This window comes from Amycolatopsis sp. NPDC006125 (genome assembly GCF_040614195.1).
GTDB classification, from domain to species: Bacteria; Actinomycetota; Actinomycetes; order Mycobacteriales; family Pseudonocardiaceae; genus Amycolatopsis_E; species Amycolatopsis_E tucumanensis.
Window position 1 is genome coordinate 1 of record NZ_JBEXTZ010000055.1, and the last position, 23,230, is coordinate 23,230.

The following is a 23,230-nucleotide window of genomic DNA, read 5'->3' on the forward strand; positions in this document are numbered from 1 at the left end:
CTTCCCGGCGGCGAAGTTCCTGCCCGACGCGGCAGGGGCGCAACTGTTCGTGCGGAACAGCCCCCTGACGGCGCCGCTGTCACCCACCGCAGGCGGTCTGGTGTTGGCCGGGTGGACCCTGCTCGCACTCGGGGTCGGCGCGGTGGTCTTCCGCCGGCGGGACGCCTGACGTGGCAGGCAGCAACGCCCTCCGTCACGTCGTCCTCGCCGAGCTGATCAAGCTGGCCACCCTGCGCGTGGTGCCCGGAACGGTCGCGCTCACCGTGGTCGTCACGCCCCCGCTCGGCCACCGCGCGGTCGAGTTCGGTCAGGCGGGGTTCCTGCTGCTCGGGGTCTTGGCCGCGGCCACCGAGTACGCCGGGGGCCAGATCCGCACCAGCCTGGCCGCCGTGCCGGACCGGCTCGTGCTGCTCACCGGGAAGGTGCTCGCCTACCTCGCCGTCGCCACCCCGGCCGCCGCGCTGACCGGCGCGCTCTCGTCCGGCGTGCCGGTGGTCGGAGCCACCGCGTACCTCGTCCTGATCGGCTTGCTCGCGCTCGCCGTCGGCCTCGCGGTGCGAAGTCTCGTCGGGGCGCTCGCGACGGTGGTGACACTGGTGTACGTGGTGTCCCCGCTGCTGCCCGCCGCCGCCTACCTGCCCGACCGGGCCGGGGCGGCGCTCTACCGGCCGGGTGCCCTGCCGCCCGCGCTGGGTGGACTGGTGCTGGCCGGGTGGCTCGTGGCCGCGGTCGCCGTGACCGGCTTCCTCTTCGCCCGGCGGGACGCCTGAGCAGCAAAAAGGGGCCCCTCGCCGAGGGGCCCCTCATCATGTCCGGTGCGTCAGCGGCGCCAGGCCGTGCGCTTCTTCCTGATGTCCAGCAGCAGGCCGATCACGATGCCGGCCGCGATGCCGACCAGCCACACGTTCTCGGTGTTGTTCTCGTGGTTGTTGTAGATCATCGCCAGCAGCACGACGACCGTGACCCAGCCCGCGATGCGCGCGCCCTTCGGGAACCCGCCGTGCCAGCCCCACTCGGCCGACGGCTCGTCCCGCGGGTCCACCTTCGCCGGAGCGGCCTGCTGCCGCTTCTCGACCGCCTTGCTCGCCACGATCACTCCTCCAGGCCCTGCACGAACGTCCAACCGGATGATTCCACACCGCGACCCGCCCCGCGCCGATGACCCGCTCGGACGGGTTCGCGACAATGACCCCGATGAACGCACCCCGCACCGTGCTCGTGCTCGGCTCGACCGGCTCGATCGGCACCCAGGCCCTCGACGTCGCCGCCCGCAACCAGCACCTCTTCCGCATCTCGGGCCTCGCCGCGGGCGGGTCCGACCCGGCGCTGCTGGCGGCGCAGGCGCTGGCGCACGAAGTGGACGCCGTGGCCGTGACGAAGCCCACGGCCGTCGAGGACCTGCAGCTCGCGCTGTACGCCGAGGCGCAGAAGCGCGGCTACTCGCGGGGCGAGTTCAAGATGCCGCGCATCTTCGCCGGCCGCGACGCCGTCGTCCAGCTGATCGGCGCGGTCGGGGTCGACGTGGTGCTCAACGGCCTGCCCGGCTCCCAGGGCCTCGAACCGACGCTCAAGGCACTCGAGACCGGCGCGACCCTCGCGCTGGCGAACAAGGAGTCGCTGATCGCGGGCGGGCCGCTCGTGCTCAAGCAGGCCAAGCCCGGCCAGCTGGTCCCGGTCGACTCCGAGCACTCCGCGATGGCGCAGGCCCTGCGCGGCGGCCGCGCCGAGGAGGTCGACCGGTTCGTGCTGACCGCCTCCGGCGGGCCCTTCCGCGGCCGCAAGCGCGCCGACCTGGCGAACGTCACGGTCGACGACGCGCTGGCCCACCCCACCTGGGCGATGGGCCGCCTGGTCACCATCAACTCGGCCACCCTGGTCAACAAGGGCCTGGAGCTGATCGAGGCGAGCCTGCTCTTCGGCGTCCGCTGCGACAAGATCGACGTGGTCGTCCACCCGCAGTCGATCGTGCACTCGATGATCACCTTCACCGACGGCTCGACGCTGGCCCAGGCCAGCCCGCCGGACATGCGCCTGCCCATCGCGCTGGCGCTGAACTGGCCGGACCGGGTGCCCGGCGCGGCCCCGGCCTGCCGCTGGGACCAGGCCGCGCAGTGGACCTTCGAACCGCTGGACAACGAGGCTTTCCCGGCCGTGGAGCTGGCCCGGCACGTCGGGACCGTCGGCGGCTGCCTCCCCGCGGTCTACAACGCGGCCAACGAGGTGTGCGTCGAGGCCTTCCTGACGCAGAACGCGGGCTTCACGGCGATTGTGGACACTGTTACCGAGGTGGTGGAGGCCGCCGACGAGTGGCGTCGCGAGCCGGGCGACGTCGCGGAGGTACTGGCGGCCGAGGAGTGGGCGCGAGCCCGGGCCGCCGAAATCATGACCGGAGGGAAGTAGCGGGTGGCCTACGTTTTCGGAGTCGTGCTGTTCGCGTTGGGCATCTGCGTGTCCGTCGCACTGCACGAGGCGGGTCACATGCTGACCGCCAAGGCGTTCGGCATGAAGGTCCGCCGCTACTTCGTCGGGTTCGGCCCGAAGGTGTTCTCCTTCCGCCGCGGCGAGACGGAGTACGGCCTGAAGTGGATCCCGCTCGGCGGGTTCTGCGACATCGCGGGCATGACCGCGCTGGACGAGGTGACGCCGGACGAGGCGCCGCGCGCGATGTGGCGCTTCAAGACCTGGAAGCGCACCGTCGTGATGGCCGCCGGGTCGGTCACGCACTTCATCCTCGGCTTCGTCGTGCTGTACCTGATGGCCGCCACGATGGGCCTGCCCAACGCGGTCGTCGGCAAGCCGCAGATCTCGTCCGTCTCCGAGTGCGTGCGCAGCGCGACCACCGACGAGGAGTACGCGAACCCGGTGTGCCGGCCCGGCGACGCCGCGCCCGCCAAGAACGGCGGCATTCAGCCCGGCGACGAGATCGTCTCGGTCAACGGCCAGCGCACCAAGACCTACGCCGACGTCACGGCCCTGATCCAGAACCTGTCCGGCCCGACCCGGTTCGAGGTCGACCGGAACGGGCAGATCGTGCCGCTGACCGTCGACGTCGTGCGGGTCGAGCGCCCGGTCACCGACCCGGCCAACCCCAGCGGCCCGGAGAAGATCGTCACCGTCGGCTCGATCGGCGTGACCTTCCCGAACACGCTGGAGTACAACGCGATCACCGCGATCGGCGGCGCGGCCTCGTTCACCGGCGACATGTTCGTGCAAACCTGGCAGCGGCTGATCGAGTTCCCGGAACGCATCCCGGCGGTGGTGTCGTCGATCTTCGGCGGCGAGCGCGACCCGAACACGCCGGTCAGCGTGGTCGGCGCGAGCCGCATCGGCGGCGAGGCCGTCGAGGCCGGGCTGTGGTCGCTGTTCCTGCTGCTGCTGGCCAGCCTGAACTTCTTCGTCGGCGTGTTCAACCTGCTGCCGCTGCTGCCGCTGGACGGCGGGCACATCGCGATCGTCTGGTACGAACGCGTCCGCGACTGGATCCGCAAGCTGCGCGGCAAGGCCGCCGGTGGCCCGGTCGACTACTCGAAGCTGTCTGCGGTCACCGTGGTGCTGGTGCTGATCGGCGGCGCCGTAACCCTGCTCACCGTCACCGCCGACATCGTCAACCCGATCAGGCTGCAGTAACACCAGGTCTTCGCAGGTCAGGGCCCCGCGCGGGGTAACTCACTCCGGCTGGTCACCACCGGGGCGGGCCCGGCCTGTGAGTAAGCTGGACAACGTCAGCAGCCCGTCTCACGCCGTAGAGGATTCGATGAGCGTCGAGCTTGGTATGCCCGCCCTCCCCGCCCCCGTGCTGTCCGAGCGCCGCAAGACGCGCCAGCTCATGGTGGGCAACGTCGGCGTCGGCAGTGAACACCCGATCTCGGTGCAGTCCATGACGACCACCCTGACCGCGGACGTGAACGCGACGCTGCAGCAGATCGCGCAGCTCACCGCGGCCGGCTGCGACATCGTGCGCGTGGCCTGCCCGTCCGCGGACGACGCCGAGGCGTTGCCCGCGATCGCGAAGAAGTCGCAGATCCCCGTCATCGCGGACATCCACTTCCAGCCCAAGTACGTGTTCGCCGCGATCGAGGCCGGCTGCGCCGCGGTGCGGGTGAACCCGGGCAACATCAAGAAGTTCGACGACAAGGTCAAGGAGATCGCCCAGGCGGCGAAGGACCACGGCACGCCCATCCGGATCGGGGTCAACGCCGGTTCGCTGGACCCGCGGCTGATGAAGAAGTACGGCAAGGCGACGCCGGAGGCGCTGGCCGAGTCGGCGCTGTGGGAGGCGTCGCTGTTCGCCGAGCACGACTTCCACGACATCAAGATCTCGGTCAAGCACAACGACCCGGTGATCATGGTCCGGGCGTACGAGATCCTCGCCGAGCAGTGCGACTACCCGCTGCACCTCGGCGTCACCGAGGCCGGCCCGGCGTTCCAGGGCACGATCAAGTCGGCGGTGGCGTTCGGCGCGCTGCTGCGGCAGGGCATCGGCGACACCATCCGCGTGTCGCTGTCCGCGCCGCCGGTCGAGGAGGTCAAGGTCGGCATCCAGATCCTGCAGTCGCTGAACCTGCGGCCGCGGAAGCTGGAGATCGTGTCGTGCCCGTCGTGCGGGCGGGCGCAGGTGGACGTCTACAAGCTGGCCGACGAGGTCACCGCGGGCCTGGAGGGCATGGAGGTCCCGCTGCGCGTCGCGGTGATGGGCTGCGTGGTGAACGGCCCCGGCGAGGCGCGCGAGGCCGACCTCGGCGTGGCGAGCGGCAACGGCAAGGGCCAGATCTTCGTCAAGGGCGAGGTCATCAAGACCGTGCCGGAGCACCAGATCGTCGAGACGCTGATCGAAGAGGCGATGCGGATCGCCGAGGAGGCGGGGGACGCGGAAGGAAGCGGTTCGCCCGTCGTCACGGTGAGCTAGCCTCCTGGCAGAGGGCCCCGGCAGAACGGGAGTGGGTCGATGAGCACCGCGTTCGCACGTCCCGAGGCGGCCTGGAACCGAGCGCTGGACATCCGGTGCGAACTGCACGTGCCGGAGGGCTGGCGGCCGGAGCTCACCGCCGAGGGGAACTGCATGACCCCGCCACCCACCGGACAGCACAACCTGACCGCGAGCTCGGTGCACGACGCGCTCGCGTCGGCCGAGCTGGATGGTTGCGGCATTCTCCAGACGCTGGGTGTCGGTATCCGGGCGACCGGGAGCATCTACGTGCCGGATCTCTGCGTGGTGCCTCGCGACGCCGTTCCGGACAGCCGCACGGTGCGGGTCCCCTTCGGGCAGCCGGTCGAGGTCGGTGATCCGTTCGCGATCCGGCTGGAGACCACCGAGTTCTGAGCCATGACCGCCGAGTGGGCTGTGCGCGCGCCGCATCCGCAGTTGCGGCCCGCGATCACGCGCTACATCGGCTACACGCAGCACGGCGTGACCCTCGGCACCCACCGCGGGCTGCCCTCCCGGCACGTCACCCTCGTCATCAGCCTCGCCGAGCCGATCCGCTTCACCGGCATGCCCCGCCCGGACCAGTCGCCCGGCCGCTTCACCGCCGCGGTCGGCGGCATGCACACCGCGCCCGCCCTCATCGCCCAGGACGCCTTCCAGTCGGGCATCCACGTCGAGATCGACCCGCTCGCCGTGCCCGCCCTGTTCCACGTCTCCGCGGCCGACCTGTCCGGCTGCGTCGTCGACCTCGCCGAGCTGGGCCCGAAGCACCTCGCCGAGCAACTCGCGGAGGCGCCCACCTGGGCGGACCGCTTCGGCATCCTCGACGACGCCTTCCGCGGCGCCCTCGCCGACCGCCGGCCCGCCCGGGAGGTCGGCTGGGCGTGGCGCCGCCTCACCGCGGCAGGCGGGCTGATCCGCGTGGAGGACCTCGCCGCCGAGGTCGGCTGGAGCCGCCGCCACTTCGCCGAACGCTTCCGCCGCGAGCTGGGCCTGCCGCCCAAGCAGGCCGCCCGCGTGCTGCGCTTCGAACGCGCCATCAGCAGGCTCCGCGAGGCGCCCACGGACCTCGCCACCCTCGCCGTCGAGTGCGGCTTCTACGACCAGGCCCACCTGTCCAACGAGTGGCGCGCACTGGCCGGGTGCACGCCCCGCACCTGGATCACCGAGGAGCTCCCGTTCCTCCAAGACCGCCACGCCGCCGCGGACGCAGACTCGCAGGCATGAGCGAGAACCCACCCACCGTCTGGCCCGCCTTCCGCTACGACGACGCGCACGCCGCGCTGACGTTCCTCACCGAGGTGTTCGGCTTCCGCGAGGCGCTCGTCGTGCCGGGGGAGGACGGGCAGATCACCCACGCCGAGCTGCGCTGGCCCGAGGGCGGCGGCGTCATGTTCGGCAGCACCAGCCACACCGAGGGCGTCCACGGCGACACGAAGCACGCCGGCTCCGCGTACGTGGTCACCGACCAGGTCGACGAGATCCACGACCGCGTGCGCCAGGCCGGCGCTGAGATCGTCGCGCCGCTCCACGACACCGATTACGGCTCGCACACGTTCACCGCCCGTGATCCGGAGGGCAACCTGTGGACCTTCGGGACCTACCGCGGGGCCCCTTGATCCCCCACGATTTCCCGATCCACCACTCCATCTGGCAATCTGGTGGATGTGTTGCGGCTTGCCGGTGCACGGCTGCTCAGTGATCGGGATCATCCCGTGGTCCGCGCCGTGCTCGCGGCGGACCCGGTGGCCAGTTGCATGGTCAGCGCGCGCGTCGAGGTGGCCGGTCTGGACCCCTGGCGCCTCGGCGGCGAGCTGTGGGCCGCCGACTACCGCGGCGCCCGCGGTGGCCGGCTGCCCGGACTGTGCTTCTCCGGCCCGAACCTGATCCCGTTGCGCGGCAACGCCGCGGCCCTGCGGTCCTTCGCCGACCGGGCCCTGCGCAAGCAGCGCGTGTGCTCCTCGCTGGTCGGCCCGGCCGAGCAGGTCCTCGGCCTGTGGGACGAGCTGGCGGGGGAGTGGGGCCCGGCTCGCGAGGTCCGCGAGGACCAGCCGCTGATGGCGATGGACGCCCAGCCCGCGGTGGAGCCGGACCCGCTGGTGCGCCCGGTGCGCCCGGACGAGCTGGAGCGGTACCTGCCTGCCGCGATCGCGATGTTCATCGAGGAGGTCGGCGTCGACCCGCGCGCCGGCGACGGTGGCGTGAGCTACCGCGCCCGCGTCGCGGAACTGATCTCCAGCGGCCGCGCCTTCGCCCGGTTCGAGAACGGCGAGGTCGTGTTCAAGGCCGAGATCGGTGCGATGTCCCGCAGCGTCGGCCAGATCCAGGGGGTCTGGGTGCGGCCGGACCGGCGCGGGCACGGCCTCGGCACGTCCGGCACGGCGGCCGTGGTGAGCCGGCTCGTCAACGGACTCGGCCGCACCGCCAGCCTGTACGTGAACAGCTTCAACAGTCCCGCGCTCGCCGCGTACCGCCGCATCGGGTTCAGGCAGGTCGGCCGGTACGCGACCGTGCTGTTCTGACCGGGCTCACGGCCGCCCCGCCCGCGGGGGTCGTAGGGTGGAGTCATGTCCCAGCGTGCTCCGTTGACCCCTGGCGTCCAGACGCCGCGCCGCCCCGTGCCAGCCAGCATTCCGCGCCCCGAATACGTGGACAAGCCGGCGCCGAAGCGGGACACCGGCAACGGGGTGCGCACGCCCGAGGTCATCGAGGCCATGCGGGTGGCCGGCAAGATCGCGGCGCAGGCTCTGGAGGAGGGCGGCAAGGCCGTCAAGCCGGGCAACACCACCGACGACGTCGACAAGGTGGTGCATGAGTTCCTGCTCGACCACCACGCCTACCCGTCGACCCTGGGCTACCGCGGCTTCCCGAAGTCCTGCTGCACCTCGCTCAACGAGGTCATCTGCCACGGCATCCCGGACTCGACGGTGATCCAGGACGGCGACATCTGCAACATCGACGTCACCGCCTACATCGGCGGCGTGCACGGCGACACGAACGCCACGTTCTGCGCCGGTGACGTCTCGGAGGAGGTGCGGCTGCTGGTCGAGCGCACCCACGAGGCGACGATGCGCGCGATCAAGGCCGTGCGGCCGGGACGCCAGCTGAACGTGATCGGCCGCGTCATCGAGTCCTACGCCAAGCGCTTCGGCTACGGCGTGGTGCGGGACTTCACCGGCCACGGCGTCGGCCCGTCCTTCCACACCGCGCCGACCGTGCTGCACTACGAGGACCCGTCGGTGACCACGGTGATCGAGGAGGGCATGACCTTCACGATCGAGCCGATGATCACCCTGGGCTCCATCGACTACGACATCTGGGACGACGACTGGACGGTCACCACCAAGGACAAGAGCTGGACGGCCCAGTTCGAGCACACCCTGGTGGTGACCGCGACCGGCGCGGAGATCCTCACGCTTCCCTGATCAGGGAGTCCAGGAAACCCGCGGCCTCGGCCATGGCGCGCTCGGCGTCACGCGCCGCGATGGCCTCCAGCAGGCCGCGGTGGCCGATCGCCTCCGACTCCGGCAGGCGGGTGTCCGTCGTGGCCGCGACACTCGCGGTCACGGCCTCCAGGATGCCGCGGTAGAGCTCGGTGAGCAGCTCGTTGTGGGCGGCGCGCACGACAGCGAGGTGGAACTCGGTGTCGGCGCGCACGTACGTCTCGATCTCCTCGACGCGGTAGGCCGCGTCGCGCCGGTCCAGCAGCTCGGTGATGGCCGCCAGCTCCTCTTCGGTGCGGACGGTCGCCGCCAGCCGCGCTGCCTCGACTTCCAGCGCCCGCCGCACGCCGAGCACCTCGCGCAGCTCCGAGCCGCAGAGCCGGCGGATCGCGCCGGACACCTCACTCGTCGCGCGCACGTAGGTGCCGTCGCCCTGGCGCACCTCCAGCAGGCCGCTGTGCGCGAGCGCGCGCACGGCTTCGCGGACCGTGTTGCGTCCCACACCGAGGCTTTCGGCGAGCGCCGCCTCAGTGGGTATCCGTTGCCCGATCGGCCATTCGCCCTGCGCGATGGCGTCCCTGAGCTGCCCGATCACCTGGTCGACGAGACCGGTCCGGCGGGTCGTGGCGAGTGGCACGGGGATATCCCTTCACCCGATCATCCTACGTTTGTCATACTAGCCTCTGTGACGGTCAATGATGAGGCATCGGTGCAGGAGAAGACGCGCGTCCCCGCGTCCCGCGTGCTCATCGGCACCGGGTTGCTCGGCGTGGCGGTTCTGCTCGCCGCGCTGAACCTGCGGCCGGCGGTGACCAGCGTCGGCGCGGTGCTCGACGAGATGCGCGACACGCTGGGGGCGTCCGCGACGTGGGCCGGTGCGCTGACGACCGCGCCCGGCCTGTGCTTCGCGCTCGCCGGCCTGACCGCGCCGGTGGTCGCCCGCCGACTGGGCATCGCGGTGGCCGTGGCGCTCGCGCTCGCGTTGCTGGCCGGCGGCCTGGTGCTGCGGGTGCTCGACGGGCCGCTGGTGGTGCTGGGCGGGACGCTGATCGGCACCGCGGGAATCGCGCTGGCGAACGTGCTGATCCCGGTCGTGGTCAAGGAGTCCTTCGCGACGCGGATCGGCCTGATGACCGGCCTCTACACCGGCGCGCTGCAGGCCGGCGGCGCGCTCGGCTCCGCGCTGACGCCGCCGCTGGACAGCGCGTTCGGCGGGTGGCGCCCCGGGCTCGGCAGCTGGGCGGCGCTGGCCGTGGCGGCGCTCGTGCTGTGGCTGGCCGCCGCGCGCACCCGGCCCGGCGGCCCGACGTCCGGTGAGAACGCGACTGCCGCGCGCTCGCTGTTCCGCAGCCCGCTGGCGTGGGTCGTGACGATCTTCTTCGGCCTGCAGGCCTGCCTGGCCTACATCGTGATGGGCTGGCTGCCGCAGGTGCTGATGGACGCGGGCGTCAGCCGCGCCGACGCGGGCCTGCTGATGGGCCTGGTGTCGCTGCTCGGCCTGCCGGTGAGCCTGATCGTGCCGCCGCTGGCCGCGAAGCGGGGCAGCCAGAGCGGGTGGATCCTGCTGCTCGGCGTGTTCGGGATCGCGGGCGTGACCGGCCTGATGGTCGCGCCGGAGGCCGCGCCGCTGCTGTGGTCGATCTTCCTGGGCATCGGGATGGCCGTGTTCTCGCTCGCGCTGACCACGATCGCGCTGCGCGCCCGCACGGGTGCGGAGACGGCGAAGCTGTCCGCGATGGCGCAGGGGATCGGCTACCTGCTGGCCGCGGTGGGCCCGTTCCTGTTCGGCCTGCTGCACGACGTGACGCACGGGTGGAGCGTGCCGTTCGCGATGCTGCTGGCCGTGGTCGTGGGGCAGATGGTGTTCGGCTTCTTCGCGGGGCGGCCGCGCTACGTCTGATTCCCGCCAGCGCCCGGCCGAGCACGGGCGGATCGCCGAGGTGCATCCGTTCTACCGGGACACCTCGGTGATAGCCGATGCCTGCACGTCTCGCTGACCGGCCGCGCTACGTCTGACCGCGCCGGCGCACTTCCGTCGGGGAAGTGCGCCGGACGCCTGCTCAGAGCGGCAGGTTGAGCAGCGCGTTCTCGATCAGCTCGGGCATCGCCGGGTGGATCCAGTACTGGCCGCGCGCCATGGACTTCGTGTCGAGGCCGAAGCTCATCGCCTGGATCAGCGGCTGGATCACCGTCGGCGCCTGCGGGCCGATGATGTGTGCACCGATCAGCTGCCCGGTCGACGGATCGGCCAGCAGCTTCGCGAAACCGCTGGTGTCCTCCATCGCCCAGCCGTACGCGATGCCCGCATAATCCTGTTTGGACGTCACGTACGGCACGCCCCGCGCCTGCGCCTCCTGCTCGGTCAGGCCCACCGAGGCGATCTGCGGCGAAGTGAACACCGCGTGCGGCACGAACCGGTGGTCGGCCGTCATCGGCGACTCCGGGTTCAGCAGGTTGTGCTGCACGACCCGCGCCTCGTGGTTCGCGACGTGCTTCAGCTCGTACGGCGACGAGATGTCGCCCAGCGCGTAGATGCCCTCGACCGCGGTCTGCTGGTGGTCGTCGACCACGACGTGCCCCGCCTCGGTCGTCGTCACGCCCGTCGCGGCCACGTCCAGCAGGTCGGTGTTCGGCCGGCGCCCGACGGCGATCAGCAGCTCGTCCGCCTCGACGGTCTCGGCGCCCGACGGCCCCTCCAGCTCCACCGCGACACCCGTGCCCGACGACCGCACCCGCACGGCCTTCCGGTTGAGCCGCACGTCGAACCGCTGCGCCGCCAGCTCGGTGAACCGCTCACTGATGTCGAAGTCCTCGCCGCGCAGCAACGCGCCGGACCGGGCCACCAGCGTGACCTCGACCCCGAACGAGCGGAACACGTGCGCGAACTCCGCGGCGATGAACCCGCTGCCGATGAGCACCATCCGCGCGGGCAGCGCGTCGAGCCGCATCACCGTGTCCGACGTGTGGTAGCGGACGTCCTCGAGGCCGGGCAGGTCCGGCACCACCGGCCGGCCGCCCGCGGCGAGCACGAACTTGTCCGCGGTGACGACCTCGTCCGGCCGCCCGTCCGCGAACGACACCGTCAGCTCCTTGTGCCCGGTGAACCGCCCCTGGCCCTCGTAGACGGTGACGCCGGCGTTGTCCTCGTGGCTCTTCCGGTACTCGCGCCCGCCCTCGGCGATCGGGTCGATGCGGCCGAAGATCCGGTCGCGCACGTCGGTCCAGCGCACCTTGTCCAGCGTCTCGTCGACGCCGAACCGGCCGGCCACCGACGGCGTCGCGGCGACGTCCGCTGCGTGCACGAACATCTTCGTCGGGATGCACCCGACGTTCAGGCACGTGCCGCCGAACACGCCCTTCTCCACGATCGCCGTCTTCCAGCCCGCGAAACGGGGATCGAGGATCGAGTTCCCCGAGCCGGTTCCGACGATCACCAGGTCGTAGTGGGGCACGTGATTACCTCCCAAGCAGTCCGCACCCGTACAACCGGGCCGGACCCGAAATCTGTTCCCGTTCCTACCCGCCGGTCGCCGTGAAATGCATCCTGTCCACCGGCTCCCGCCAAGCCCCGCCCCAGTCCCAGCCGACCGCGGCGAACGCCCGCACGGTCGCGTCGCCCGCCTCGACCATGCCCGGCCGCACCCACGAGCGGTCCAGGTACGCCGAGGCGAGTTCCGGCAGCACCACGTCGCCCTTGGTGTAGGGGTTGCAGAACGGGTTCAGGTCGATCGCCAGACCGTACGCGTGCGCCGACCAGTTCGTCTGACCGCGCACCGGGCGGCACACGAAGGCGCTGGTGTTGTTGCCGTCCCCGGTCGGCGGGGCGTCGAGTTCGGCAGGCGAGGTGACCCGCATCTCCTCGATCGGGAATCGCGCCGCGAACAGCTGCCCGAACACCCGGGTCACGTCCTCGGCGACGGAGGCGCCGACGAGCATCTCGCCGGTGTGCGGCTTCCCGTCGAAGCCCCAGAACGACATCGTCAGGTACCGCAGCGCGGACACCGCCACCGGGCACGCGGGCTGCCAGGTGCTGCGGGCCAGCACGTCGGCCGGGACCGCGCTGACTGTCGACGCGTAGCGGCCGTCCGCGGGCGGCGGCAGGAAGTCCCGCGTCGGCAGGCGGCGGTCGCGCAGCACCGCCGGGGTCGGCCGGATCTCGCCGAAACCGTCCGGGCGACGGGGCAGCGTCGTGGCGCCGACGGTCCACGGCGGAGCGGCGGAGGTGGTGGTGGTCGGCGGCGCCGTGGTCGTGGTGGTGGCCGCCGGGGCCGTCGGCGAGGGCACAGGCGGGGGCGGCGGCTCGGGTGGGGCGCCGCACGCCACGAGCCCGAGCGCCAGCAGGAGCGCCACGATTCCTCGCACGTCTCCAGCTTCGCAGAGCCGGAGTCCACCCGATCCAGTGACACCGGTTCCGGGCCCTTGTCGATTACTGTATGTGCGGCAATCTCACGCCCCGAATTCGTTTCCGGCGATCGGGTGCGTCACCGGGGGACATCGAGCTTTTCCGAAGGGAGCGCGCGCATGGCGAAGCACCGCCGACGCGACCGCAAGTTCCGCCTGGCGCTGACGGCGGTCATCACCGCCGCCGCGTTCGTGCCGGTGGTGGCAGCGGCCATGCCGAGCACCGGCGCCCGCCCGAACATCGTCGGCGGCACCGAGGCGTCCACCAGCAGCTACCCGTTCGCGGTGTACCTGACCGACAAGAGCGGCAACCAGTTCTGCGGCGGCGTCATCGTCAGCTCGACCGCGGTGGCCACCGCGGCGCACTGCGCCAACGCCGTGAAACGGGCGGACCTGCGGGTCGTCGCGGGCCGGACGGACAAGCGCACGAACGACGGCAAGACCGTGTCGGTGCGCGAGGTGTGGACGCCCGACTCGTTCTCCGACCCCGGCAAGGGCGACGACGTCGCGGTCCTCAAGCTCGCGCAGAGCCTGCCGTACCAGCCGGTGGAGCTGCCCAGCGACGACTCGCTGTACGCCGAGGGCACCCGGGCGACGGTGCTGGGCTGGGGCCGCACCTCCGACGGCGGCCCCCGCTCGGACGTGCTGCGCAAGGCCGAGGTGCCGCTGCTCAGCGACTCCGGCTGCCGCGCCAGCTACTCGAACTACGACTCCCGGTCGATGGTGTGCGCGGGTTACCCGGACGGCAAGATCGACGCCTGCCAGGGCGACTCGGGCGGTCCGCTGGTCGTCGGCGGCACCCTCATCGGGCTCGTCTCGTGGGGCGACGGGTGCGCGCAAGCGGGCAAACCGGGCGTGTACACCCGCGTGCTCACCTACGTGAACGAGATTCGCAGCGAAGCCGAGTCGTCGCGGCTCGTGTTCTGGTAGTCAGGAGTCCGTGAACCCCGACAGAGGCGTCCGCGGACCGGACCTGACCACGCAGCAGCTGTACGACATCCTCCGGCTCCGGGTGGAGGTGTTCGTCGTGGAGCAGACCTGCCCGTACCCCGAGCTGGACGGGCGTGACCTGCTCCCGACGACCCGCCACTTCTGGATCGACGGGCCCGACGGCATCGAGTCCTACCTGCGGGTGCTCGACGACGGGGACGGCGTCCAGCGCATCGGCCGGGTCGTCACCGCGAAGCACGCCAGGGGCCGGGGCCTCGCCGCCCGCCTGATGACCGCCGCGCTGATCTCGGTCGGCGACGCGGACAGCGTGCTCGACGCGCAGACCTACGCCCGCGGTTTCTACGAGAAGTTCGGGTACGTCGCGGAGGGCGACGAGTTCGACGAGGACGGCATCCCGCACATCACGATGCGGCGCCGGCTGGCGCCGATTCGCTGATCACCTTCACCGCGGTGTCCACATCGGACTCCGTCAGGTCGGCCCGGGCGGTCAGGCGCAGCCGCGAAATCCCGTCCGGGACCGACGGCGGGCGGAAGCAGCCGACCCGCACGCCCTGCTCGGCGCAGCGGTCCGCCCACTCGACGGCCGATTCGGCGGAGGGCGCCTGAACCGAGATCACCGCCGCCTCCGGGTTGCTCACCCGGAACCCGGCCGCGCGCAGCTGGGCGGACAGCGTGATCGCGTTGGTCAGGACCTTCTCCGGCAGGTCGGGCTCGGACTTGAGCACCCCGAGCGCGGCCAGCGCCGCGGCCGCGCTGGCCGGCGCGAGCCCGGTGTCGAAGATGAAGCTGCGGGCCGTGTCGACGAGGTGCCGGATCACCCGGCGCGGCCCGAGGACGGCGCCGCCCTGCGCGCCGAGCGCCTTGGACAGCGAGATGGTCGTGACGACGTCCGGCTCACCGGCCAGCCCGGCGGCGTGCACCGCGCCCCGGCCGCCGTCGCCGAGCACGCCGAACCCGTGCGCGTCGTCGACCAGCAGGGCCGCGCCGTGCTCGCGGCACACCTGGGACAGCTCCGGCAGCGGCGCGAGGTCGCCGTCGACGGAGAACACCGAGTCGGTGACCACCAGCGCCCGCGGCTTGCGGCGGGTCGCCAGCGCGTGCTTGATCGCCGCCGGATCGCAGTGGCTGATGGCCGCGACGTCGGTGCGGGACAGGCGGCAGCCCTCGATCAGCGACGTGTGGATGTGCTTGTCGCTGACGATCGCCGACTCCGCCCCGGACAGCGCCGTGACGGCGCCCAGATTGGCCGTGAAGCCCGAGGAGAACACCAGCGCGGCCTGTGCGCCGCAGAAGCGCGCGAGCTCGTACTCCAGCTCGGTGTGCACCTCGGTGGAGCCGGTGTCCAGGCGTGAGCCGGTGGCGCCGGCGCCCCAGCGGAGCGCGGCGGCCGCGGCGGCACCGGCGACGCGCTTGTCGCGGGCCAGGCCGAGGTAGTCGTTGCCGGCGAGGTCCAGCTCCGTCGAGGAGGCTCCCCGCGGCCGCAGCCGGCGGGTCAGCCCGGCCGCCGCGCGCTTCTCGGCGGCGGCGTCGAGCCAGTCGAAAACCTGCTCTGGGGAGGAGGAAGCCGGTAGGTTCACGTCACGCAGTGTCGCACCGAGCCACGGCTGGGCAGTGGAGGGGCCATGACCGACACGGGACCGGCGATGATGCCGGAGGACTGGGACCGGGCGCTGGCTGTGGTCGCGCACCCGGACGACCTGGAGTACGGCGCGGCCGGGGCGATCGCCCGGTGGACCGGGCAGGGGAAGTCGGTGGTCTACGTGCTCGCCTCACGCGGCGAGGCCGGGATCGACACCATGCCGCCCGAGGAGGCCGGGCCGCTGCGGACGCAGGAACAGCTCGCCGCGGCCAGGGTCGTCGGGGTCGAGGAGGTCGAGTTCCTGGACCACCCGGACGGCCTGATCGAGAACGGGATCGCGTTGCGGCGGGACATCGCGGCGGCGGTCCGGCGGCACCGCCCGGAGCTGGTGGTGACGCTCAACCACCGCGAGTCCTTCCCCGGCGGCGGGTACAACATGGCCGACCACCGCAACGTCGGCGTGGCGACCCTGGACGCGGTCCGGGACGCGGCGAACCGCTGGCTGTTCCGCGACCTCGGTCTGGAACCGTGGAGCGGCGTGCGGTGGGTCGCCGTGTGCGGCTCGCCGGTGCAGACCCACGCCGTGGACATCACCGACACCTTCGACGCGGCGGTCGCCTCGCTGCGGGAGCACAAGGCGTACCTGGCGGCGCTGGGCGGCGAAATGGCCGAGCCGGAGCCGTTCCTGCGCCAGTTCGCCGCCATGGCCGGTGAGTCGTTCGGCGTGCCGCTGGCCTGCACGTTCGAGCTGTTCCCGATCTAGCGCCGGACCCGGTAGGTCACGTGCGTGGCCAGTGAGGTGGTGCGCGACGAGACGGGCTCGAGGTCCAGGCTGGTCACGCCGGCGAAGAGCCGGGCGCCGTCGCCGAGCACCGTCGGCGCGATGGACAGCCGCAGCTCGTCGATCAGCCCGGCCTGCAGGTACTGGTCGATCGTCGACGCGCCGCCCATGACCGCCACGGACCGCTCGCCCGCGGCGGCGCGCGCCTGGTCGAGCGCCGACTCGATCCCGTCGGTGACGAAGTGGAAGGTCGTGCCGCCCGTCATCTCGATCGGCTCGTGGGGGTAGTGGGTCAGCACGAAGACCGGCGCGTGGTACGGCGGCTCCTCGCCCCACCAGCCGCGCCAGCCGGGGTCGTCCCACTCGCCGCGGATCGGGCCGAACATGTTGCGCCCCATGATGTACGCGCCGTGGCCGAGGATCGCTTCACGCTCGGCCTTGTTCTCCTCCGCGGCTTCGAACATCCACCGGTGCAGCTCCTCGCCGCCTTCGCCGAGCCCGTGCTCGCGGCTCTGGCGGGGACCGGCCATGAAGCCGTCGATCGAGATGGTCGGGCTGCTGAACACCTTGCTCATCGGAGTTCTCCTGACTGGTTGTGGTTTGCAATCGGTTTCGAGGAACTGTACTGCTTCCGGAACCGGTTGTAAACTGCAATCGGAAGGAGAGTGGGATGACGGACGAACGCCGGTCGGGATGCCCGATCAACCTGTCGGTCGAGGTGCTCGGCGACAAGTGGTCGCTGGTCGTGATCCGGGACATGATGTTCGGCAACCTGCGGCACTTCCGGGAGCTGCTGCAGAACTCGCAGGAGGGGATCGCGTCGAACATCCTCGCGTCCCGGTTGCAGCGGCTGACCGAGCTGGGGCTGGTGTCCCGCGCCCCGGACCCGACGCACAAGCAGAAGGTGATCTACAGCCTGACGGAGCCGGCGATCCAGCTCGTGCCGGTGATGGCGCACCTGGGCGCGTGGGGGCGCAGGCACCTGCCGGTGACCCGCGAACTGGCCGTGCGGGCGGAGCTCCTGGAGCGCGGTGGGCCCCAGCTGTGGGACGAGTTCATGGACGAGCTGCGCGAACAGCACCTTGGCATCCCGCGCCCGCCAGGGCGGGAGTCGGTGTTCGTGAAGCTGCGCACCGCCTACGAAGCGGCGCTCGCCGAGCAGAGCGCGTGAACCACGGCGCCGCGCCTGCACGCCGCGCGACTCACCGGGCAAGGCCGCTGAACGAAAGAACCGCCGCGACCACGGGCTGGGATCGCGGCGGTTCTGGGTTCAGCAGGATCTGCTGGAGCGCTGCCTGGGCTTGTACCCGGCGGAGGGCGTAGCGGCGGTGGTCGGGCCGCTCGATCCCGCGCCGCGCGACTTGCCGGGAAGGCTCGCTGACTGAAGAACCGCCGCGATCGCGGGCTGGATCCCGGCAGTTCTGGGTTCGGCAGGAATCGCTGGAGCGCTGCCTGGGGCTTGTACCCGGCGGAGGGCGTAGCGGCGGTGGCCGGGGCTGTTGATGAGCGCGCCGCGCGACTCACTGAAAAGGCTCACTGAACGAAAGAACCGCCGCGACCCCGGGCTGGGATCGCGGCGGTTCTGCGTTCAGTACGTCAGCTGGCCGACGGCGTGCTGCGACGCGGGCCGCGGCCCGGACGTCCCTGCCGGTAGCCGCCACCGTGACCGCGGTCGCGGTCGCCGTAGCTGCCGCCCCGGCGCGGCCGCTGCGGGCCGCCGAAGCCACGCGAGCCGCCACCCCGGCGCGGGGCGGTGTCGCGCGGACGGTCGACCACCGGGACCCCGCTCGGCTCGCGGGCGCCGGTGATGTCGGACAGCTTCGCGTCACCGGGCCGCACGACCAGCTGGTCGGCGCGCACGCCGGCCTTGTCGGTCATCCGGCGCACGGTGCGCCGCTGGTCCGGCGTGATCAGCGTGACCACGGTGCCCGACGCACCGGCGCGCGCGGTGCGGCCGGCGCGGTGCAGGTAGTCCTTGTGGTCCGCGGCCGGGTCGACGTGCAGCACCAGGCTGACGTCGTCGACGTGGATGCCGCGCGCCGCGACGTCCGTGGCGACCAGCACCGTGGTGTGGCCGTCGCGGAAGTCCTGCAGGACCCGGTTGCGCTGGCCCTGCGACTTGCCGCCGTGCAGCGCGCCCGCCCGCACACCGCGCTCACGCAGCCGGTCGGTCAACCGGTCCACGTGGTGCTTGGTGCGCACGAACATGATCGTGCGGCCCTCGCGGGCGCCGATCTCGGTGACCACCGACTGCTTCTCCTGGCGCGAGACCTGGAACACGTAGTGGTCCATGGTGTCGACGCTGGCCGTGGCCGGCGCGACCGAGTGCTCGACCGGGTCGTGCATGTACCGGTTGACCAGCTGCCCGACGTCGCCGTCCAGCGTCGCCGAGAACAGCAGCCGCTGGCCGTCCCGCGGGGTCAGGTCCAGGATCTCCCGGACCTGGGGCAGGAAGCCCATGTCCGCCATCTGGTCGGCCTCGTCGATGGCGATGAACTGGACCTCGCTGAGGTCCGCGGTGCCCTGCCGGACGTGGTCGGACAGACGGCCCGGCGTGGCGATCAGCAGGTCGACGCCGCGGTGCAGCGCGTCGGCCTGCCGGGGGAAGGCCATCCCGCCGACGGCGGTCCGGCACCACAGGCCCAGCGCGCGGGCCAGCGGGGTGAGCGCGTCGCTGACCTGGAGGGCCAGCTCACGCGTGGGAACGAGGACCAGGCTGCGGGGTTTCCGCGACCGGGCCTTCCCGCCCTCGAGGCGGGCCAGCAGGGCCAGCCCGAAGGCGAGGGTCTTCCCGGACCCGGTCTGCGCCCGGCCGAGCACGTCGCGCCCGGCGAGCGCGTCCGGCAGGGTCGCCGACTGGATCGGGAAGGGTGCGTCGATGCCGGCCTTGCGCAGAGCCCCGAGCAGGGGCTCCGGCAGGTTCAGGTCGGCGAACGACTGCACGGTGGAAGTGGACTCAAGGGTGATGCTCACGCACTGCCTCTCGGACGTGGTGGTACGTCGCAAGGGAGGCCCGGTGTGCCTGCGCGCAGGCAGGCTGAAGAACAAGTTCGGCGGGCTTTCACAAGGACGAACCCGGCGCGGCTGCGCCATCGGTGGTGTGTCCGCGTCCCATGAAGGGGGCGACCCGAATTCACGTCGCCCGGTTGCGGACTGTGATCAGAATACCTGAAGACCGTCGGGGACCTCACCTCAGCCCCGCCCGCTGCCGCAGGTCGAAAGCCAGGTCATCGGCCTCGACCTGCAGACCCCGCGCGGCAAACCACGCGGAGATGTTGTGGACGTCACGGGTGAGGTACTCCGCTCCTCTCGGATTCGCCACGACATCCACGACCTGGGGCAGGTCGATGAGCACGATCCGGCCCTCGTGGACGAGGATGTTGTAGGCGGACAGGTCTCCGTGCGCGAGCCCCTCCGACGCCAGTACGTCGAGCGCCCCGATCGTCTGGAACCACAGTTCGCGTAGTTCGTCCGGTTCGGGCCGCAGCTGTGCCAGGCGTGGCGCCGCTGTGCCGTCGGGCTCTCCGACGAACTCCAGCAGCAGTTCCGTGCCGTCCCGCTGCACCGGGTACGGCACCGGCGCGCCGATCGTCCACAAGCGACTGAGCGCGGCGAACTCGGCGACCGCCCACTGCTCTGCGATGAGGTTGCGGCCGAACGAGGTGCGCTGCGCCATGGCCCGGTTCTCCCGGGACCGGCGCATGCGCCTGCCCTCGAGGTAGCCGGAGTCGCGGTGGAACTGGCGGTGCTCGCTTGATCGGTAACGCTTCGCGGCGAGCAGGCATTCCCGGCTGCGGTCGGGGAGCCCGCGGCGCAGCAGGTGCACCTCGGCCTCCTTGCCGGTCTTGAGGACACCCAGCTCGGTGTCCACGGCGGCCAGTTCGGTGACCAGCCAGGCCGGGTGCGGGCGCGGGCCGTGCTCGGCGCTGTCCCACGTCGAGTACCGGTCGGCGCCGCCGGGCACCGCCGGTTCGGCGTAGCTGTCGTCGCGCACGCGGGCGAGCCGCTGCCGTTCCTGTTCGGTCAGGCGGCCGCTGCGGACGGGGTTGATCTCGTCGTCGAACCGCGGGCGGCGACGACGTGAGCGTGGTGTGAAGTCTTCGAAATCGTGCTGACGCACTGGTGGGTCTCCAAGGCTGAGGGGCCCCACCGGCGCCGTTCGATCAGGCGGGTGGGGCGGGTGGACGGGCGGCGAAGGCACGGCCCAGCACAACGACGGACACAACGCACCTCCTTCACTCGCCACCGGGGCCCAGCGCACCGGCGTTTCGCGTGATCATGCCCGCGGCGGCGCTGCGGCCGCAACCGAATTACCGGCAGACTGGCGGCATGCGCGTGATCGTGATCGGCTCCGGGATCGCCGGAGCGAGCACCGCCCACCAGCTCGCCCGCCGCGGCGCCGAGGTCGTGGTGGTCGAGGCAGGCCGTCCGGGAGTGGCGACGGCCGCGGGTGCGGGCATCGTGTGCCCGTGGACCAGCCGCCGCGGCGACGACGAGTACCGCTTCGCCGCCGCGGCCGCCGCCTACTACCCGGAGCTGGTCGCCCAGCTGGCCGAGGACGGCGCCGGTGACACCTCGTTCGAGGTGGTCGGCGGGATGGTCGTGTCGGCGGACCCGGCCGAACTCGACGAGGCGTTCGCCCGGGTGAGTGCGCGCGTGGCCGGGGAACCGGCGGCGGGCGAGGTCTCCCGGCTCGATCCGGCGCAGGCCCGCGAGCTGTTCCCCGCGCTCGCGCCCGATCTGGCCGCGGTGCACGTCGCCGGCGGCGGCCGCGTGGACGGGCGGCGGATGCGGCAGGCGCTGCTCGACGCCGCGGTGGCGCGCGGCGCCCGGATCGTCGAGGGCGCGGCGGAGCTGACCGGGCGCGGCGTCCGGGTCGCCGGGGACGAGCTGGACGCGGACAAGGTCGTCGTCGCGGCCGGGGCGTGGAGCAGCGAGCTGGTGCCGTCGGTGTCCGTGGCGCCGCAGCGGGGCCAGATCAGCCACTTCGAACTGCCGGGCGCGGACACCGCGCGCTGGCCGGTGGTGCTGCCGGTGTCCAGCCACTACCTGCTGGCCTTCCCCGGCTCGCGGGTCGTCGCGGGCGCCACGCGGGAGACCGGCTCCGGCTTCGACCACCGCATCACCGCGGCCGGCCAGCGGGAGGTGCTGGACCACGCCCTGGCCGTCGCGCCGGGCCTGGCCGACGCGACGCTGCTGGAAACCCGGATCGGCTTCCGGCCCGCCTCGCCGGACGGCCTGCCGCTGCTCGGGCCGCTGGCGGAGCGGCCGGACGTGCTGATCGCCACCGGGTTCGGCCCCGGCGGGCTCACCGCGGCGCCGTTCGCCGGACGTCTCGTCGCCTGCCTCGCGCTCGGCGAGGAGGTGCCGGTCGACCTCGCGCCCTACCGGCCGGAGCGGTTCACCGGTCGGTGATCAGCTCCAGCTCCTGCTCGCCGACCCGGTCCAGCGTGATGCCTGCCCGCTCGGCGGCGCCGATCAGGCCCTCCACAGTGGAGGGTTCACGGGTGGCGGTCGCCAGCGCGGCGGCGAGCTTTCCCTTGTAGGCCTTGTTGAAGTGGCTCACGGTCTTGCCGCTCGCGGTGACCACGCGCACCGTGATCGCACGCGGGATGCGGGCCAGCGCGGCGTAGGCGCCGGAGCGCAGGTCGACGATCAGACCGTCCACTTCGGCCAGTGCGGGCTCCAGGACCGGCCGCCACAGCGACCGCAGCGTGCCGAGCGCGGGCAGGGTGGTGCCCCCGGAGAGCCGGTAGGCCGGGATGCGGTCGTCGCCGCGGGCGATGCCGAACAGGGCGGAGGCGACGGCCAGCCTGCGGTCCGCCTTCGCCCGCGCGGCGGGACGGAGACCGCCGTAGTCGAGCGCGTCGTAGAGCACGCCGGTGTAGCGCTCCAGCGCGGGCAGGGTGGGCGCGCTCCAGAGCGCGGCGTTGCGCGCCACCTCGTCCTCCTGCCGCGCCGACAGGCCCAGCACGTCCAGGCTCTCCCGAACGTTGCCGGCCAGCTCGACCAGCGCGTCGGCCAGCTTGCGCCGCAGCGGGTTCAGCTCGGCGAACGACAAGGCGTCGAGATCCAGCGGAGGGCCGTCCCCACCGGCGGCTTTGGTTTCCGAAGGAGGCAGCAGCACCAGCACGGCCAGCAGGGTAACCCGGGCACGGAAAATCGCTGGGGACGGGCCAGCGGCTGTGCCTACGCTCGACCGATGACTGTGACCTGGCGCGCACTGCGGTTGGACGACGCCGAAGCGGTGACGGAGTTGTTCGCCGCAGGCGAGAAGGTGGAGCCCACGGGGGAGGAGCACAGCGTCGACGACATCAGGGAAAGCCTGGAGTCGCCGAACTCGCCGCTGCCCGAGGCGGGGGTCGCCGTGCTGGACGGCGACCGGATGATCGCCTACGCGATGACGGCGCGACGGACCGCCGCCGATCCGGTGCACCAGATGCGGGTCGAATCGATGGTGCACCCGGACCACCGGACGGACGCCCTCGGCGCGGAGCTGCTCCGCTGGTACGAGGAGGCGAGCTCCGAACTTCACCGGAAAGTGTTCCCGGGAGCGCCGCTGGAACTGCACGCCATGGCGCACGACAACCAGCGGTGGTACGCGTCGGTGCTGCGCCGCGGCGGCTACGAGCACGTGCGCACCTTCCTCGACATGACGGCGGACCTGTCGGCCCTGCCGTCCGTGGAGTCCACGGTCGAGCCGGTCCGGTACGAGCCGCGGCACGAGGAGGCCACCCGGCTCGCCCTCAACGAGGCGTTCGGCGAGCACTTCGGCAGCGCGCCGCTGACGCCCGAGGTGTTCCGGCACCGCGTCACCGGCAGTGCCGGGTTCCGGCCGGAGCTGTCGTTCCTGACCCTCGACGGCGACCGGGTGACGGCGCTGGTGCTGTGCGTCGAACGCGGCGTCGCGGACGGCGAGGTGGTCGTCGAGTACGTCGGCACCCTGCCCGAGGCGCGCGGTCGCGGAGCGGCGAAGAGCCTGGTGGCGCGGGTGTTGCGGGAGGCCCGCGAGCGCGGCTACCGGCGGGCGGTGCTCGGCGTGGACGGCGAGAACCCGACCGGCGCGCAGCGGGTGTACGAGCGGTGCGGCTTCGTGGTGACCGGCCACTGGCACGTGCACGCGCGCCCGGTCAGCGGACGGTAAGCCGCCG

Annotated in this window: 25 protein-coding genes; 16 read left to right on the forward strand and 9 right to left on the reverse strand. The window is 72.2% G+C overall.

What is annotated here, in order from left to right; all coding sequences use genetic code 11:
- Positions 1 to 170: 170 nt before the first annotated feature.
- Complete coding sequence (locus ABZ193_RS25790; RefSeq protein ID WP_354711784.1) at positions 171 to 770, forward strand: hypothetical protein; 600 nt, start codon at positions 171 to 173, stop codon at positions 768 to 770.
- Between the two features lie 50 nt (positions 771 to 820).
- On the opposite strand, the gene ABZ193_RS25795 is transcribed toward ABZ193_RS25790, so the two are convergent.
- Positions 821 to 1,096: a DUF2631 domain-containing protein gene (locus ABZ193_RS25795; RefSeq protein ID WP_020418174.1), complete on the reverse strand. Its 276-nt coding sequence runs from the start codon at positions 1,094 to 1,096 to the stop codon at positions 821 to 823.
- A gap of 98 nt (positions 1,097 to 1,194) precedes the next feature.
- Between ABZ193_RS25795 and dxr the strand changes: the two genes are divergently transcribed.
- The 8 genes from dxr (at position 1,195) to map (ending at position 8,349) form a co-directional block, all read left to right on the forward strand.
- The gene (gene dxr / locus ABZ193_RS25800; protein ID WP_027935888.1) at positions 1,195 to 2,400 is read left to right on the forward strand and encodes a 1-deoxy-D-xylulose-5-phosphate reductoisomerase; all 1,206 of its coding nucleotides are present in this window, start codon (positions 1,195 to 1,197) and stop codon (positions 2,398 to 2,400) included.
- A 3-nt stretch (positions 2,401 to 2,403) separates the two neighbouring features.
- On the forward strand, positions 2,404 to 3,627 hold the full coding sequence (locus tag ABZ193_RS25805; protein ID WP_354711785.1) for a site-2 protease family protein: 1,224 nt from the start codon (positions 2,404 to 2,406) through the stop codon (positions 3,625 to 3,627).
- 127 nt (positions 3,628 to 3,754) lie between these two features.
- A complete protein-coding gene (ispG, locus tag ABZ193_RS25810) occupies positions 3,755 to 4,906 on the forward strand; it encodes a flavodoxin-dependent (E)-4-hydroxy-3-methylbut-2-enyl-diphosphate synthase (RefSeq protein WP_027935889.1) in 1,152 nt (383 codons plus the stop codon).
- A 39-nt stretch (positions 4,907 to 4,945) separates the two neighbouring features.
- The gene (locus ABZ193_RS25815) at positions 4,946 to 5,320 is read left to right on the forward strand and encodes a hypothetical protein (protein WP_354711787.1); all 375 of its coding nucleotides are present in this window, start codon (positions 4,946 to 4,948) and stop codon (positions 5,318 to 5,320) included.
- A gap of 3 nt (positions 5,321 to 5,323) precedes the next feature.
- Complete coding sequence (locus tag ABZ193_RS25820) at positions 5,324 to 6,151, forward strand: AraC family transcriptional regulator (RefSeq protein WP_354711788.1); 828 nt, start codon at positions 5,324 to 5,326, stop codon at positions 6,149 to 6,151.
- The gene (locus ABZ193_RS25825) at positions 6,148 to 6,543 is read left to right on the forward strand and encodes a VOC family protein (RefSeq protein ID WP_020418180.1); all 396 of its coding nucleotides are present in this window, start codon (positions 6,148 to 6,150) and stop codon (positions 6,541 to 6,543) included. The genes ABZ193_RS25820 and ABZ193_RS25825 overlap by 4 nt, the downstream gene beginning before the upstream one ends.
- A gap of 48 nt (positions 6,544 to 6,591) precedes the next feature.
- Entirely contained in the window at positions 6,592 to 7,446 is an 855-nt protein-coding gene (locus ABZ193_RS25830; protein WP_027935890.1) for a GNAT family N-acetyltransferase, read from the forward strand.
- Between the two features lie 45 nt (positions 7,447 to 7,491).
- Positions 7,492 to 8,349 carry a type I methionyl aminopeptidase gene (map, locus tag ABZ193_RS25835; protein WP_237336305.1) on the forward strand — a complete coding sequence of 286 codons (858 nt, stop codon included), beginning with the start codon at positions 7,492 to 7,494 and terminating at the stop codon, positions 8,347 to 8,349.
- On the opposite strand, the gene ABZ193_RS25840 is transcribed toward map, so the two are convergent.
- The gene (locus ABZ193_RS25840; protein WP_020418183.1) at positions 8,336 to 9,004 is read right to left on the reverse strand and encodes a FadR/GntR family transcriptional regulator; all 669 of its coding nucleotides are present in this window, start codon (positions 9,002 to 9,004) and stop codon (positions 8,336 to 8,338) included. The two genes, map and ABZ193_RS25840, sit on opposite strands and share 14 nt — an antisense overlap.
- 105 nt (positions 9,005 to 9,109) lie before the next feature.
- Between ABZ193_RS25840 and ABZ193_RS25845 the strand changes: the two genes are divergently transcribed.
- A complete protein-coding gene (locus ABZ193_RS25845; protein ID WP_237336399.1) occupies positions 9,110 to 10,267 on the forward strand; it encodes an MFS transporter in 1,158 nt (385 codons plus the stop codon).
- 160 nt (positions 10,268 to 10,427) lie between these two features.
- On the opposite strand, the gene ABZ193_RS25850 is transcribed toward ABZ193_RS25845, so the two are convergent.
- Positions 10,428 to 11,819, reverse strand: a complete 1,392-nt coding sequence (locus tag ABZ193_RS25850; protein WP_354711790.1) for a mycothione reductase — start codon at positions 11,817 to 11,819, stop codon at positions 10,428 to 10,430.
- A 64-nt stretch (positions 11,820 to 11,883) separates the two neighbouring features.
- Positions 11,884 to 12,720 carry a M15 family metallopeptidase gene (locus tag ABZ193_RS25855; RefSeq protein ID WP_235716121.1) on the reverse strand — a complete coding sequence of 279 codons (837 nt, stop codon included), beginning with the start codon at positions 12,718 to 12,720 and terminating at the stop codon, positions 11,884 to 11,886.
- 168 nt (positions 12,721 to 12,888) lie between these two features.
- Between ABZ193_RS25855 and ABZ193_RS25860 the strand changes: the two genes are divergently transcribed.
- Positions 12,889 to 13,698 carry a serine protease gene (locus ABZ193_RS25860; protein ID WP_020418187.1) on the forward strand — a complete coding sequence of 270 codons (810 nt, stop codon included), beginning with the start codon at positions 12,889 to 12,891 and terminating at the stop codon, positions 13,696 to 13,698.
- 10 nt (positions 13,699 to 13,708) lie between these two features.
- Positions 13,709 to 14,155: a GNAT family N-acetyltransferase gene (locus ABZ193_RS25865; protein ID WP_020418188.1), complete on the forward strand. Its 447-nt coding sequence runs from the start codon at positions 13,709 to 13,711 to the stop codon at positions 14,153 to 14,155.
- Here the strand turns inward: ABZ193_RS25865 and ABZ193_RS25870 are convergent.
- On the reverse strand, positions 14,121 to 15,296 hold the full coding sequence (locus ABZ193_RS25870) for an 8-amino-7-oxononanoate synthase (RefSeq protein WP_237336303.1): 1,176 nt from the start codon (positions 15,294 to 15,296) through the stop codon (positions 14,121 to 14,123). The genes ABZ193_RS25865 and ABZ193_RS25870 overlap by 35 nt on opposite strands.
- Positions 15,297 to 15,341: 45 nt before the next feature.
- On the opposite strand from ABZ193_RS25870, the gene ABZ193_RS25875 reads away from it, so the two are divergent.
- Complete coding sequence (locus ABZ193_RS25875; protein ID WP_237336302.1) at positions 15,342 to 16,061, forward strand: PIG-L deacetylase family protein; 720 nt, start codon at positions 15,342 to 15,344, stop codon at positions 16,059 to 16,061.
- On the opposite strand, the gene ABZ193_RS25880 is transcribed toward ABZ193_RS25875, so the two are convergent.
- On the reverse strand, positions 16,058 to 16,654 hold the full coding sequence (locus ABZ193_RS25880) for a dihydrofolate reductase family protein (RefSeq protein ID WP_237336301.1): 597 nt from the start codon (positions 16,652 to 16,654) through the stop codon (positions 16,058 to 16,060). The two genes, ABZ193_RS25875 and ABZ193_RS25880, sit on opposite strands and share 4 nt — an antisense overlap.
- A gap of 95 nt (positions 16,655 to 16,749) precedes the next feature.
- Here ABZ193_RS25880 and ABZ193_RS25885 point away from each other — a divergent pair, with 95 nt between their 5' ends.
- Complete coding sequence (locus ABZ193_RS25885; protein ID WP_237336300.1) at positions 16,750 to 17,250, forward strand: helix-turn-helix domain-containing protein; 501 nt, start codon at positions 16,750 to 16,752, stop codon at positions 17,248 to 17,250.
- A gap of 425 nt (positions 17,251 to 17,675) precedes the next feature.
- Here the strand turns inward: ABZ193_RS25885 and ABZ193_RS25890 are convergent, their stop codons facing one another.
- A complete protein-coding gene (locus ABZ193_RS25890; protein ID WP_027931758.1) occupies positions 17,676 to 19,052 on the reverse strand; it encodes a DEAD/DEAH box helicase in 1,377 nt (458 codons plus the stop codon).
- Positions 19,053 to 19,266: 214 nt separating this feature from the next.
- Positions 19,267 to 20,199, reverse strand: a complete 933-nt coding sequence (locus tag ABZ193_RS25895; RefSeq protein WP_020418194.1) for an RIO1 family regulatory kinase/ATPase — start codon at positions 20,197 to 20,199, stop codon at positions 19,267 to 19,269.
- Positions 20,200 to 20,408: 209 nt separating this feature from the next.
- On the opposite strand from ABZ193_RS25895, the gene ABZ193_RS25900 reads away from it, so the two are divergent.
- Entirely contained in the window at positions 20,409 to 21,494 is a 1,086-nt protein-coding gene (locus ABZ193_RS25900) for an FAD-dependent oxidoreductase (protein ID WP_354711792.1), read from the forward strand.
- Here ABZ193_RS25900 and yaaA read toward each other — a convergent pair.
- The gene (gene yaaA, locus ABZ193_RS25905) at positions 21,481 to 22,212 is read right to left on the reverse strand and encodes a peroxide stress protein YaaA (protein ID WP_020418196.1); all 732 of its coding nucleotides are present in this window, start codon (positions 22,210 to 22,212) and stop codon (positions 21,481 to 21,483) included. The genes ABZ193_RS25900 and yaaA overlap by 14 nt on opposite strands.
- A 69-nt stretch (positions 22,213 to 22,281) precedes the next feature.
- Between yaaA and ABZ193_RS25910 the strand changes: the two genes are divergently transcribed.
- Entirely contained in the window at positions 22,282 to 23,223 is a 942-nt protein-coding gene (locus ABZ193_RS25910) for a GNAT family N-acetyltransferase (RefSeq protein ID WP_354711794.1), read from the forward strand.
- The last annotated feature ends 7 nt before the right edge of the window (positions 23,224 to 23,230 follow it).

Bases quoted from the DNA above. Each gene is read 5' to 3' on its own strand.
- ABZ193_RS25910 (WP_354711794.1), top strand. From the start codon at position 22,282: ATGACTGTGACCTGGCGCGCACTGCGGTTGGACGACGCCGAAGCGGTG.
- ABZ193_RS25880 (WP_237336301.1), bottom strand. From the start codon at position 16,654: ATGAGCAAGGTGTTCAGCAGCCCGACCATCTCGATCGACGGCTTCATG.
- ABZ193_RS25900 (WP_354711792.1), top strand. From the start codon at position 20,409: ATGCGCGTGATCGTGATCGGCTCCGGGATCGCCGGAGCGAGCACCGCC.
- ABZ193_RS25825 (WP_020418180.1), top strand. From the start codon at position 6,148: ATGAGCGAGAACCCACCCACCGTCTGGCCCGCCTTCCGCTACGACGAC.
- dxr (WP_027935888.1), top strand. From the start codon at position 1,195: ATGAACGCACCCCGCACCGTGCTCGTGCTCGGCTCGACCGGCTCGATC.
- ABZ193_RS25875 (WP_237336302.1), top strand. From the start codon at position 15,342: ATGACCGACACGGGACCGGCGATGATGCCGGAGGACTGGGACCGGGCG.
- ispG (WP_027935889.1), top strand. From the start codon at position 3,755: ATGAGCGTCGAGCTTGGTATGCCCGCCCTCCCCGCCCCCGTGCTGTCC.
- map (WP_237336305.1), top strand. From the start codon at position 7,492: ATGTCCCAGCGTGCTCCGTTGACCCCTGGCGTCCAGACGCCGCGCCGC.
- ABZ193_RS25815 (WP_354711787.1), top strand. From the start codon at position 4,946: ATGAGCACCGCGTTCGCACGTCCCGAGGCGGCCTGGAACCGAGCGCTG.
- ABZ193_RS25860 (WP_020418187.1), top strand. From the start codon at position 12,889: ATGGCGAAGCACCGCCGACGCGACCGCAAGTTCCGCCTGGCGCTGACG.
- ABZ193_RS25820 (WP_354711788.1), top strand. From the start codon at position 5,324: ATGACCGCCGAGTGGGCTGTGCGCGCGCCGCATCCGCAGTTGCGGCCC.
- ABZ193_RS25885 (WP_237336300.1), top strand. From the start codon at position 16,750: ATGACGGACGAACGCCGGTCGGGATGCCCGATCAACCTGTCGGTCGAG.